This window comes from Streptomyces sp. NPDC031479 (genome assembly GCF_055581065.1).
Genome location: NZ_JBVIKC010000084.1, coordinates 1 through 13,728 on the forward strand (window position 1 = coordinate 1; position 13,728 = coordinate 13,728).

2 protein-coding genes and 1 pseudogene are annotated in these 13,728 nt (G+C 76.5%); all 3 read right to left on the reverse strand.

Annotated elements, in window-relative coordinates; genetic code table 11:
* The coding region (locus ACZ5D2_RS40195; protein WP_468936638.1) for a polyketide synthase docking domain-containing protein at nt 1–222 on the reverse strand (222 nt) is incomplete at its 3' end.
* A 31-nt stretch (nt 223–253) separates the two neighbouring features.
* A pseudogene (locus ACZ5D2_RS40200) lies at nt 254–6,028 on the reverse strand (type I polyketide synthase); the annotation flags it as partial.
* 77 nt (nt 6,029–6,105) lie between these two features.
* Nucleotides 6,106–13,695: a type I polyketide synthase gene (locus tag ACZ5D2_RS40205; protein WP_468936641.1), complete on the reverse strand. Its 7,590-nt coding sequence runs from the start codon at nt 13,693–13,695 to the stop codon at nt 6,106–6,108.
* Nucleotides 13,696–13,728 lie beyond the last annotated feature (33 nt).

Sequence of the window (13,728 nt, forward strand, 5' to 3'; positions counted from 1 at the left end):
GTCCACACCCGAGGACACCAGATCCCACAACCCCTCCGGAGAACTCACCCCACCCGGAAAACGGCACGCCATCCCCACGATCGCGATCGGCTCGTTGCCGCGCTCCTCGGCCTCGCGCAGCCGTGCCTGCGTCTCGTGCAGTTCGGCCATGGCGCGGCGGAGGTATTCACGGAGCCTGGTTTCGTTGCCCGTGGCGTCCTGGTTGGTGTCGTGAGCGGACACGGCTCTCCCCTGGAGGTGTCGGTGCAGGGCTTCAGATGGAGCGGAAGCCGCTGTCGAGCAGCTGGAACAGTTCGTCGTCGGATGCGGAGTGGAGCAGTTCGGTGACCTGGCCGCGGCCCGGGTCCGCCGGGGCCCCGGCGGTGGCCGGCGCGGTGGTGGCGGTGGCGGTTTCCGTGGCGGTGACCGTGGTGCCGAGTTCGGCGAGCAGCGCGTTCAGGTGGTCGGCGACCGTTCGGCGGGCGTCCTGGTCGAGGTCGGCCCGTGCGGTCGCCGCGCCGAGCTGCCCGATCAGGGCGAGCACGGAGGCTTCGGCGCCGGGCAGTTCCGCGTCGAGGTGTTCGGCGAGGGCCCGGGGCGTCGGGTGGTCGAAGACGAGGGTCGGTGTCAGGCGCAGGCCGGTCTCGGCACTGAGCCGGTTGCGCAGTTCGACGGCGGTGAGCGAGTCGAAGCCGGCTTCCCGGAAGCTGCGGTGCGCGCCGACGTCGGACGGGCCGGCGAATCCGAGGACGCGCGCGACCTCGGTGCGTACGAGGTCCAGGAGCAGTGCCGGGCGTTCGGCGCGGGACAGGCCCGCGATCCGGTCGGCGAGGGTCTCCCGCCGGGGGCCGGGGGCGTCGGGCCGGGGCGCGGCGGCAGGTCGCCCGTCCGGGCCGAGCAGGGAGCCGAGGACGGACGGAAGCGCGTCCCCGGCCTCCCGGGCGGCGGTCCGGTCGAGGCGCAGCGGCAGCAGGACGGGGCGGCCGGTGGCACGGGCCGCGTCGAAGAGGTCGAGGGCCTCGGCCTGCGGGAGCGCGACGAGGCCGGTGCGGCGCAGCCGGGCGGCGTCGGCGCCGTCGAGGGCGCCGGCCATGCCGTCGCCGGCCCAGGGGCCCCAGGCGAGGGAGACGGCGGGCAGTCCTTGGGCGTGGCGCCAGGCGGCGAAGGCGTCGAGGTGGGCGTTGGCGGCGGCGTAGGTGGACTGTCCGGCGCTGCCGAGCAGGCCGGCGGCGGAGGAGAAGAGCACGAACGCGTCGAGCGGCAGGTGGGCGGTGAGCTCGTGGAGGGCGTGGACGGCGTCGGCCTTGGGCCGCAGGACGGCGGCGAGGCGCTCCGGGTCCTGGGCGGTGAGGAGGCCGTCGTCGAGGACGCCCGCGGTGTGCACCACCGCGGTGAGGGGGTGTGCGGGCGGCACGGCGTCGAGGAGTGCGGCCAGCGCGGTGCGGTCGGCGGCGTCGCAGGCGGCGAGGGTCACCTCGGCGCCGAGGGCGCGCAGTTCGGCGGCGAGTGCTTCGGCGCCGGGGGCGTCGGGGCCTCGGCGGCCGGTCAGCAGCAGGTGCCGTACGCCGTGGCGGGTGACGAGGTGGCGGGCCACGGCGGAGCCGAGGCCACCGGTGCCGCCGGTGATCAGGACGGTGCCGGCCGGGTTCCAGGGCCGCTCGCGCCGGGCGTCTCGGTTGCGTTCGACGCCGGGGGTGTGGGCGGTCCCGGAGCGGACGGCGAGCTGTCCGGGGTGGTCGGTACGGGTGAGGGCGGCGGGGAGTGCGGCGTAGGAGGCCGGCTCCTCGTCGGTGTCTGCGAGGGCGAACCGGCCGGGGTGTTCGGTCTGCGCGGAGCGCAGCAGGCCCCAGGCTACGGCGGCGGCGGGGTCGGTGACGGACCCCGCGGGGCCGGCGTCGGTGGCGCCGTGGGTGAGGACGGTGAGCCGGGCCCCTTCGGGCCGTTCGTCGGCGAGCCAGCGCTGGGCGAGGGCGAGCACGGCACGGCCCACGGCCTGCGGTCCGTCGGCGCCGCGCGGGTCGGCCCGCAGGTCGGCGAGGACGTGGGCCGCCCCGGCCGGTACGGAGTCGAGGGCGCGGGCGAGGTCGCCGCCGGGGTGGTGGTGGACGGAGGCGCCAGTGGCGGCCAGGGCGTCGGCCAGGGCGGGGGTGCCCGTACCGAGCAGGTGCCAGGCGGGGGCGGCGGGGCCGGCCGGGCCGGCGGGGAGCGGGGTCCAGGCCGGCTGGAGCAGCGGGGTGCGGCCGGGGGCCGCGGCGGCGATCCGGTCGGTGGCGACCCGGCGCAGCGCGAGGGACGCGGCGCCGAGGACGGGCCGGCCTTCGGGGTCGGTGGCGCTGACGGTGTAGGCGTCGGGGCCGGCCGGGGAGATCCGGACGCGCAGGGCGTCGGCGCCGCGGGTGTGCAGGGCGGTACCGGTCCAGGAGAACGGGACGAGCCCGTGGGCGTCGGGCCGGGCGGCGGTGACGGCGTGCAGGGCAGCGTCGAGGAGGGCCGGGTGGAGTCCGTACGCGGTGGCGTCGGCGCTCTCCTCCGGGCGCAGGGCGGCGTACGCGAAGACGTCCTCGCCGCGCCGCCAGACGGCCCGGAGTCCCTGGAAGGCGGGGCCGTAGCCGATGCCGGCGGCGGCGAAGCGGGCGTACTCGCCGTCCAGGGCGACGGGTTCGGCGCCGACGGGCGGCCAGCTGCCGGTGAGGCCGTCGAAGGCGGCCGCGTCGGGGGCGGTGGGGACGGGAGGCGCGGTGCGGCCGGTGGCGTGCGGGGTCCAGTCGGTGGTGCCGGCCGGGGCGGAGTCGACGCGGACGGTCCGGGTGGCGTCGGCGTCGGCGGGGCCGAGGTGGACGCGCAGGCGGACGGCGGCGTCTTCGGGCAGGACGAGCGGGTTCTCGAAGGTGAGCTCCGCGAGTGCGTCGCCGGCGGCCGCCGTGAGGGCGAGTTCGAGGAGGGCGGTGCCGGGGAGGACGGTACGGCCGGCGACGGTGTGCCCGGCGAGCCAGGGCTGGGCGGCGGTGGACAGGGTCGCGGTCCACACGGCGCCCTGCGCGTCGGGCAGTTCGACGCGGGCGGCGAGCAGGGGGTGTCCGGCGGTGTCGACTCCGGCGGAGGCGAGCGGGGCCGCGGGCGCGGGGGCCGCGAGCCAGTGCCGGGTGCGCTGGAACGCGTACGTGGGCAGCTCGGCGGCGAGGCCGGTACCGGGGACGGGCTCGGGGGCGGGGGCGACGGGCAGGCCGTGGACGAACGCGGTGGCCATGGCACGGGCGAAGGTGCGGGCCTCGGGCTTGCCGCGGCGCAGCACGGCGAAGGCGGCCGGGGCAGGGGCCGGGGCCGGGGAGGCGGCGGTACCGGACGTGGTGGCGGACGTGGTGGCGGATCCGGTGCCGGCGTGCTGTTCCGCGTCGTCGTCGAGGACGGTGCGCGTCATGGCCGTGAGGACGGCGTCGGGGCCGATTTCGACGAAGGTGTCGATGCCCTCGACGCGCAGCGCGCGGATCCCGTCGAGGAACCGTACGGGACGGCGCGCATGGCGGACCCAGTGGTCCGCGGTGCGCAGGGCGTCGCCGGTGGCGAGCCGTCCGGTCAGGTTCGACATGACAGGAATCCTCGGCGGGTGGAATTCGACGCCGCGAGCGATCGCCTCGAACTGTGTCAACATGCCGTCCATGTGGGGCGAGTGGAAGGCGTGACTGACGGTCAGGAGCCGTGCGGCGCGACCGCGGCTCTTCCAGTGCTCGACCAGCTCCGCCACGTCGGGCTCGTCCCCGGCGACCACGACGGCGGCCGGCCCGTTGACGGCGGCGAGGTCGATCCGGTCCTCCCGTCCGGCCAGCAGGGGGCGCACTTCCTCCTCTCCGGCCTGGAGCGCGGCCATGGCCCCGCCCCCGGGCAGTTCGTCCATCAGCCGGCCGCGGGCCGCGACGAGCCGGGCCGCGTCGGGCAGCGAGAACACCCCGGCCGCGTAGGCGGCGGTGAGTTCGCCGACGGAGTGCCCGGCGAGGACGTCGGGCCGCAGGCCCCTTGAGGTGACGAGCGCGTACAGGGCGGCTTCGAGGGCGAACAGCGCGGGCTGCGTGTACCGGGTGCGGTCGAGGAGGGCGGCGTCGGGTGAACCGGGCCCGGCGAACATCACGGTGCGCAGCGGGCGCGGCAGGTGGGGGTCGAAGGCGGCGCAGACCTCGTCGAGGGCGGCGGCGAACACCGGTTCGGCGGCGTACAGTTCGCGGCCGGTGCCGGGTCGCTGGCTGCCCTGGCCGGTGAAGAGGAACGCGGTGCGGCGGTCCTCGGCCGCCTCCCCGGTGACGGTCGCCCCGGTGTCGGGGTGTTCGTCCCCGGCGAGGGAGCCGAGGCCGTGCAGCAGGGCGTCGAGGTCGTCCCCGAGGACGACGGCGCGGTGCGCGAAGGCGGTGCGGCCGTGGGCGAGCGCGGAGGCGACGGCGGCGGGGTCGGTACGGTCCGCGGGCCGGGCGGCGACGTGGTCGGCGAGGCGGCGGGCCTGGTCGCGAAGGGCGGACGGGGTCCGGGCGGAGAGCGCCCAGGCGAGGGGCCGTGGCTGCACGGGGTCCTCGGCGGACCGGTCGGGCTCGGCGAACCGGTCGGACCGGGCGAGCCGGTCGGACCGGGCGAGCCGGTCGGACCCGGCGGAAGCGGCGTTGGGCCCCACCGCCATCGGGCTCTGGGGCTGCCCGGCGGCCTGCGGCTGCTCGGCGGACTCCAGGATGACGTGGGCGTTGGTGCCGCTCGCCCCGAAGGCGGAGACCCCGGCCCGGCGCGGCCCGTCTCCCCGCTGCGGCCAGGGGGTGCGCTCGGTGAGCAGGGTGACGGCTCCGGCGGTCCAGTCGACGCGACTGGACGGGGTGTCGGCGTGCAGCGTCCGGGGCAGGACCCCGTGCCCCAGGGCCAGCACCGTCTTGATCACGCCCGCGACACCGGCGGCGGCCTGCGCGTGGCCGATGTTGGACTTGAGGGAGCCGAGGAGCAGCGGTTCTCCGGCGGGGCGGGCGCGGCCGTAGGTGGCGAGGAGGGCCTGGGCCTCGATCGGGTCGCCGAGCCTGGTTCCGGTGCCGTGGGCCTCAACGGCGTCGACCTGGTCGGCGGTGAGCCCGGCCTGGCGCAGGGCGGCGCGGATGACGCGCTGCTGGGCCGGGCCGTTGGGGGCGGTCAGGCCGGCGCCGCCGCCGTCCTGGTTGACGGCCGAGCCGCGCAGTACGGCCAGGACGGTGCGCCCGTCGCGACGGGCGTCGGAGAGCCGCTGGAGCAGCAGCATGCCGGCGCCCTCGCCGAAGCCGGTGCCGTCGGCGTCGTCGGAGAAGGCCTTGCAGCGGCCGTCGGCGGCCAGGCCCCGCTGGCGCGAGAAGTCGATGAACATGGTCGGCGTGGACAGCACGGTGGCTCCGCCCGCGAGCGCGAGGTCGCACTCCCCGGCCCGCAGGGCCTGCGCGGCCAGGTGCAGGGCGACGAGCGAGGAGGAGCAGGCGGTGTCCACGGTGACGGCCGGTCCGCGCAGGCCGAAGGTGTAGGAGACCCGGCCGGAGGCGACGCTGCCCGCGCTGCCGTTGACGAGGTAGCCCTCCAGGCCCTCGGGGACGGCCACGCCCGGGGTGTGGGGGACGCGGGCGCCGTAGTCGTCGTACATGACGCCCGCGTAGACGCCCGTACGGCTGTCGCGGACGTCTTCCCGGCGCAGCCCGGCGCGTTCGAACGCCTCCCAGGAGGTTTCCAGCAGGAGCCGCTGCTGCGGGTCCATCGCGAGGGCCTCGCGGGGCGAGATCCCGAAGAACTCCGGGTCGAAGTCGGCGCAGTCGTGGAGGAACCCGCCCTCGCGGGCGTAGCTGGTGCCGGGGGCGGCGCCGTCCGGGTCGTACAGCGCGTCGAGGTCCCAGCCGCGGTCGGCGGGCAGGCCGGAGATCGCGTCGGTGCCGGATTCGAGGAGCTGCCACAGCGCCTCGGGGGTGCGTACGCCGCCGGGGAGGCGGCAGCTCATGGAGACGATCGCGACGGGTTCGCGGGCGCTCTCCTCCACGGCCCTCAACTGTTCGCGGGTGCTGACGAGTTCGGCCGTGACCCGCTTGAGGTAGTCGCGGATCCTGGCCGAGTTGTCGTCGCTTCCGGCCGTGGGGTGCGGGGCGCTCTCCGTCACAACTGCTCCTCGATGAAGGCAAAAAGTTCTTCGTCGTCGGCCGAATCCAGGCCGGTCCCGGCGGCTGCGGCGGGGACCGCCGCGAGGGGGGCCGGTGCGGTGGGCGGCCCGGCGGCGGCCGCCACCGAGGCGACGAGCCGGGTGAGCCGGCGGTGTACGGTCTCGTGGGCGATGTCGTCGGCCTCCAGGGCGGCGAGGGCGGCCTCCAGGGCGGCGAGCCCGGCGAGGGCCGCTTCGCCCGCGGCGGCGCTGCCGTTCCCGGTGGCGCGCAGTTCCCCGCCGAGGTGTTCGGCGACGGCCTGTGCGGTGGGGTGGTCGAAGACGAGGGTCGGCGACAGGCGCAGTCCGGTCGCGGCGGTGAGCCGGTTGCGGAGCTCGACGGCGGTCAGCGAGTCGAAGCCGGTCTCGCGCAGCGGCCGGGCCGGTTCGACGGCGCCGGGTCCGGCGAAGCCGAGGACCGCGGCGATCTCGCCCCGTACCAGGGTGAGCAGTTCCCGGTGCCGGGCGGCCGGGTCGAGCCCGGACAGACGCAGGGCGAGCGCCCGTGCCGTCTCCTCGCCCGGGGCGAGCCCACCGGCCGCCGCGGCCTCCGCCGGGGCCCCGGGGGTTGCCGTCGTGGCGGCGCGGGGCGCGGGCGCCGCCGGGGGGACCAGGGCGCGGAGCAGGACGGGCACCGCGTCGGGTCCGTGCGCGGCCTGCTCGCGGCGCAGGGCCGCCGTGTCCAGGCGCAGGGGGACGAGGAGGGCCTCGTCGGCGGCCGCGGCGGGGGTGGCGAGGGCCCGGTCGAAGAGGGCGAGGCCCTGTTCGTTGCTCATGGGGGCGAGCCCGGAGCGCCTCATGCGCCGCAGGTCGGTGTCGGAGAGGTGCCCGGTCATCCCGGTGGCCTCCCCCCACAGGCCCCACGCGAGGGAGACGGCGGGCAGCCCGGCGGCCCTGCGGTGCTGGGCGAGGGCGTCGACGAAGGTGTTCGCGGCGGCGTAGTTGGCCTGTCCGGGACGGCCGAGGAGGCCGGCGGCGCCGGAGAACAGGACGAACGCCGACAGCGGCAGGTGGGCGGTCAGCTCGTGCAGGTGCAGTGCGGCGTCGGCCTTGGGCCGCAGTACGGTGGCCAGCCGGCCGGCGTCGAGGGCGGTGAGCGCCCCGTCGTCGAGGACGCCCGCCGCGTGCACGACGCCGGTCAGCGGGTGGGCCGCCGGGACGCGCGAGAGCAGTGCTTCCAGTTCGGAGCGGTGACCCGTGTCGCAGGCGGCGATCTCGACGCGTGCTCCCAGCGCGGTCAGTTCCCGCTCCAGCTCGGCGGCTCCGTCGGCGGCGGGTCCACTGCGGCTGACGAGCAGCAGGCCCCGTACTCCGTGGGCGGTGACGAGGTGCCGGGCGAGGAGCCGCCCGAGCGTGCCGGTCCCGCCGGTGACCAGGACGGTCCCTTCCGGGTCGAACCCGGCCGGGGCCGTCCCGGGGGCGTCGTCCTCGGGACGGCGCGCCAGGACGGGGGTGAGCGGCTCGCCGTCGCGGAGACCGAACTGCGGTGCGCCGGTGGCGAGGGCCTCGACGAGGGCCGCCGCCGAGGCCGGGGTTCCGTCGGTGTCGGCGAGGACGAAGCGGCTGGGGTGCTCGCTCTGCGCGGAGCGTACGAGGCCCCACAGCCCGGCGGCCGGCAGTCCGGGCAGCGCCTCCCCGGGCCGGGTGGCCACGGCCCGCCGGGTCAGCACGACCAACCGGGCCGCGCCGAGCCGTTCGTCCTGGCCGAGCCACTCGCGCAGCAGGGCCAGGCACCGCGCGGTGGTCTCGTGCACGGCGTCCGGGGCCGGGGCCCGGCCGGGCGTCGGCCCCGTGTCCGGGTCCGCGTCCGCGTCCGCGTCCGGGAAGGACACGACGACGGCGTCGGGCACGGGGGCACCCGCCTCGACGGCGGCGAACAGCGCGGCCAGGTCCGGATGGACGTCGACGGGTACGCCGGCCGCCCCGGAGCCGAGGCCGGTTCCGTCGGTTCCGACCACGGCCAGCCGGTGGACCGGGTTGCGCCGTCCGGTCCCGGCCGGCACGGGGTGCGCGGCGGGCGCGGGGCCCTGCCAGGCGATCCGGTAGAGCGGCGGCACGTCGTCGGCCGCCCCGAGGAGCGCGGCGAGGCGTTCGCGCGGGACGGGCCGCATGACAAGGGCGTCGAGGGTCAGGACGGGCGCCCCGACGGTGTCGACGGCCTCCAGTGAGACGGCGCCGTCCGCCGTGCGGGCGAGACGGACCCGCAGGGCGTCGGCCCCGGTCGCGTGCAGGGTGGCCCCCTGCCAGGCGAACGGCAGCAGCACCGCGTCGTCGGGCACGTCGAGGAGTCCGCCCGCGAGCCACGGCTGGAGCGCCGCGTCGAGGAGCGCCGGGTGGACCCCGTAGAGCCCGGCGGTGCTCCGCGCGGAGGCGGGGAGGCTGATCTCGGCGAACACCTCTCCGGGGCGGCGCCAGGCGGCGGTGATCCCGGCGAAGACGTCGCCGTACTCGTAGCCGAGGTCGGCGAAGCGGGCGTAGACCTCGTCCGGTTCGACCGGTTCGGTTCCGGGCGGCGGCCAGGCCGCCCCGCCGGCGCCCGCCCAGTCGGCCGGTGCCGGGACCCGCGGCGCGGCCGGGGCGGGGGCGAGGACTCCGGAGGCGTGACGGGTCCAGGGGGCGCCGTCGGCCTCGGTGCGGGAGTGCAGGTTCACCGCACGGCGTCCGCTCCCGTCGGCGGCCCCCACCCGTACCTGGACCTGGACGGCTCCGCGTCCGGGGAGCACGAGCGGTGCCTCAAGGCCGAGTTCCTCCAGCCCGGCGCTGCCCGTCGCGGCGGCGGCATGCAGGACGAGCTCGACGAAGGCGGTGCCGGGCAGCAGGGTCCGGCCGGAGACGGCGTGATCGGCGATCCACGGGTGGTCGACGAGCGAGATCCGCCCGGCGAACAGCACCTCTCCCGTCTCGGCGAGGGGCAGGGCGCCGCCCAGCAGAGGGTGGCTCTCCCACTCCATGCCGAACCGCGCGGCCGCGGCGTCGCCGACTCCGGCGGGGGAGGTGGGGGCCCAGTAGTGGGTGTGCTGGAAGGCGTAGGTGGGCAGGTCGACGCGGCGGGCACCGGTGCCCTCGAAGAGCTGCGCCCAGTCGATGTCGGTGCCGCGCACGAAGAGCTCGGCGGCACACGTCAGGAAGCGTTCCAGGCCGCCTTCGTCACGCCGGAGCGAACCGGTCGCCAGGACGTCGACACCGGCGGCGTCGGCGGCCTCCTGGATCCCGATGGTGAGGACGGGGTGCGCGCTGGACTCGACGAAGGTGGCGAAGCCGTTGTCCAGGAGGACCTTGACGGTCTCCTCGAAACGGACGGGATGGCGCAGGTTGCGGTACCAGTACCCGGCATCGAGCACGGTCTCCGTCAGGAGGCCGCCGGTCACGGTCGAATAAAACGGGACCTCCGCCTTACGCGGCACGACCGGCCCCAGAACGTCCAGCAGCTCGGCCTCGATCCGCTCCACATGCGCAGAATGCGAGGCGTAGTCGACGGGCACCTGACGGGCCCGGATCCCCTCCTCCACCGCCTCCGCGACGAACACGGCCACCGCATCCGCATCCCCGGCGACAACGGTGCTCGACGGCCCGTTCACCGCAGCCACACCCAGCCGGCCCGCCCACACCCCAAGCCGCGCCTCAACCGCTTCCAGCGGCAACGGAATCGACGCCATGCCGCCCAGACCGGCCAGCTCACGGCCGATCACCTGAGCCCGCAACGCAACCACCCGCGCCGCATCCGCAAGGGACAACGCCCCCGACACGACAGCAGCGGCGATCTCACCCTGCGAGTGCCCGACGACGGCATCCGGCACCACACCCAGCGAACGCCACAGCTCGGCGAGCGAGACCATCACCGCCCACGTCACGGGCTGGACCACATCCACCCGCTCCAGCGAACGACCCTCCCGCAACACCTCCACCACATCGAAATCCACGAACGGCGCCAGAGCATCAGCACACTCCCGCAACCGCCCCGCGAACACCGGGGAAGAGTCGAGCAGCCCCGCACCCATCCCCACCCACTGCGTCCCCTGACCCGGAAACACCAACACCCGACGACCGAACGACCCCGCCACACCCTCGACGGTCGTACCGCCGAGGACCACCCGGCGGTGTTCGAACCTCGCGCGTGCCGACGCCAGGGTGTAGCCGACGTCCAGCGGACGCGGCGCGGGCTCCCGTTCCATGTGGGTGCGCAGGCGTTCCACCTGGTCACGCAGGCCCACCGCCGACCTGGCGGACACCACCACGGGGACCACCGGCAGCTCCCGGGAGTCCGCTTCCGCGGCGGGCTCCGTCAGCGGGGCCTGCTCCAGGATCACGTGCGCGTTCGTCCCGCTCACGCCGAAGGCCGAGACGCCGGCCCGGCGCGGACGGTCGTCGCGCTCCGGCCAGTCCCGCGCCTGCGTGAGCAGCTCGACGGCACCCGTCTCCCAGTCGACCCGCGAGGACGGCGCGTCCACGTGCAGGGTCCTGGGGAGCTTCCCGTGCCGCAGGGCCATCACCATCTTGATGACGCCGCCCACACCGGCCGCGGCCTGCGGGTGTCCGATGTTCGACTTCAGCGACCCGAGCCACAAAGGCTGACCAGCCGGACGCTGACCGTACGTGGCCAGCAGCGCCTGCGCCTCGATCGGGTCACCCAGCCGCGTGCCCGTCCCGTGCGCCTCGACCACGTCCACGTCGGCCATGCCCAGGCGGGCGTTGGCCAGCGCCTGTGTGATGACGCGTTCCTGCGAGGGGCCGTTGGGGGCGGTGAGGCCGTTGCTGGCACCGTCCTGGTTGACCGCGTCGCCTCGGATGACGGCGAGCACGGGGTGCCCGTTGCGCACGGCGTCGGAGAGCCGTTCGACGAGGACCATGCCCGCGCCCTCGCCCCAGCTGGTGCCGTCCGCGGCGTCGGCGAAGGCCTTGCTGCGGCCGTCGGCGGCGAGGCCGCGCTGGCGCGAGAACTCCACGAACAGACCGGGTGCGGCCATGACGGTGACGCCGCCCGCGAGGGCGAGGTCGCAGGTGCCGGACCGCAGGGCCTGCGCGGCGAGGTGCAGCGCCACCAGCGATGAGGAACAGGCCGTGTCGACCGAGACCGAGGGCCCCTCCAGACCGAGGGCGTAGGAGATGCGGCCGGAGACGACGCTCGCGGACTTGCCGGTGAGGAGGTGTCCCTCGTACTCCTCGGACGCCTCGTGCAGGCGGGAGGCGTACTCCTGGTGCGTGAGGCCCGCGTAGACGCCGGTACGGGTGCCGCGCAGCGACTGCGGATCGATGCCGGCGCGTTCGAGGGCTTCCCAGGAGGTCTCCAGCAGCAGCCGCTGCTGGGGGTCCATGACGAGGGCCTCGCGGGGCGAGATCCCGAAGAAGTCGGCGTCGAACCCGGCGGCCCCGTGCAGGAATCCGCCTTCGCGGACGTACGTCGTCCCGCGGCGGCCGGCCTCGGGGTCCGGCTCGTAGATCTCGTCGAGGTTCCAGCCCCGGTCCACGGGGGCGGCGCCGATCACGTCGCGTTCCGCCATGAGGAGGTCCCACAGCGCCTCGGGGCTGTCGGCGTCGCCGGGGAACCGGCAGGCCATGCCGACGATGACGACGGGGTCGTCGTGGTCGGGGCCCGCGGCACCGGCCGGAGCGGCGGCGGGGGCCGGGGCCACGGCCGCGTCGCCCAGGAGCCTGCCGCGCAGGTACGCGGCGAGCGCGGCCGGGCTGGGCCGGTCGAACACCACGGTGGCGGGGAGGGTCAGCCCGGTGACCCGGCCCAGCCGGTTGCGCAGTTCGAGCGCGGTGAGCGAGTCGAACCCGGCGTCCTTGAACGCCCGGTCGGGGCGGATCGCGTCGGTGCCGGTGTGGCGCAGGACGGCCGCGGCTTCGGTACGGACCAGTTCGGTGAGCGTCCGGGTCCGTTCGGTTTCCGTCAGTGCCGTGAGCCGCGCGGCCAGTACGTCGGCGGGTGAGCCGGCGGACGCGTCGTCCCGGCCCGTGGCGACGGATCCGCCTGCCCGCCGACCCTCGGCTTCGAGGGCCTGCCGGGCTTCGGGGACGGTGTCGAAGAGGGGGCCGGGGCGGGCGGCCGCCCGGCGGGGGGCGAAGTCCGCCCATGCGACGTCGACGACGGTGACGCAGACGTCGGCGTGGTCCAGCGCCCGGTGCAGGGCCTCCACGCCGTCCTGCGGGTCGATGGCCCTGATGCCGCCGCGGGTCAGGTTCGCCTCGCCGGTTCCCTCGGCCATGCCTCCGCCGCCCCACAGGCCCCAGGCCACGGAGGTCGCGGGCAGGCCGTCGGCGCGGCGCCGTTCGGCGAGGACGTCGAGCGAGGCGTTGGCGGCGGCGTAGGCGGCCTGGCCGCCGTTGCCCCAGGTACCGGTGACGGAGGAGAACAGGACGAAGGCGTCCAGCTCCAGACCGCGGGAGCGGGTGAGTTCGTCCAGGTGACGTGCCGCATCGGCCTTGGGGGCGGCGATCTCGGCGAACCGGCCGGCGTCGAGCGTGGCGATCACGCCGTCGTTGAGGACGCCGGCGGTGTGGAAGACGGCCGTCGGGGGGTGGGCGTCGAGGAGGGCGGCGAGCGCGCTCCGGTCGGAGACGTCGCAGGCGGCGAGGGTCACCTCGGCGCCGAGGGCGCGCAGTTCGGCGGCCAGGTCCTCGGCGCCCGGGGCCCCGGCGCCCCGGCGGCTGGTCAGGACGAGATGCCCGGCGCCCTGCGCGGCGAGCCAGCGCGCGACGTGCGCCCCGAGCGCGCCGGTCCCCCCGGTCACCAGGACCGTGCCGCGGGCACGCCAGCGGGTGCCGTCGGCCGTCCCGGCGGGCAGGACGGCCCGGCTGACCCGGCGCCCGTAGGAGCCGGAGGCACGGACGGCGATCTGGTCCTCGGCGCCGGGGTGCCCGCCCTGGGCGAGGGCGGCGGCGACGCGGTCGAAGGCACGCGCGTCGGGCTCGGCGGGCAGGTCGACGACGCCGCCCCACAGCGCGGGCAGTTCGAGGGCGGCCACCCGGGCGAAGGCCCACACCTGGGCTCCGATGTCGGTCGGCATCTCCCGGGGCGCGGCGGCGACGGCCTCGCTGGTCAGCGCCCAGACCCGGGTGACGACCGGGCTCCGCTCGGCGTCCCCGGCGGCCTGGACGAGGCTCAGCGTCGCGCGCAGGGCATCGGGACCCGGCACGAGGGAGAGCAGGGAGAGGATCCCGGCCGGGGCGGTGTGCCCGGCCAGGGCGGCGGCCAGCCCGGCGCGGGTGGCGCCGGCGGCGTCGACGGTGACCCGTTCGACGCGGGCGCCGTGCCGTACGAGGGCCGCCTCCGCCCCGTCGGCGAGTCCGGCCGCCGGGGCGTCGTCCGAGGGGACCAGCAGCAGCCAGGTCCCGTCGAGGCGTACGGGCGTACCACCACCGCGCAGGCTCTGCCAGCCGGTCCGGTACCGCAGGGTGTCCACGCCCGACGCTTCTACGGGACGGGCCGGGGCGGGGGGTGCGGGCAGCCAGTGGTGGGTGCGCTGGAAGGCGTAGGTGGGCAGGTCGACGCGGCGGGCGCCGGTGCCCTCGAAGAGCCGGGCCCAGTCGATGTCGGTGCCGCGCACGAAGAGCTCGGCGGCACAGGTCAGGAACCGCTG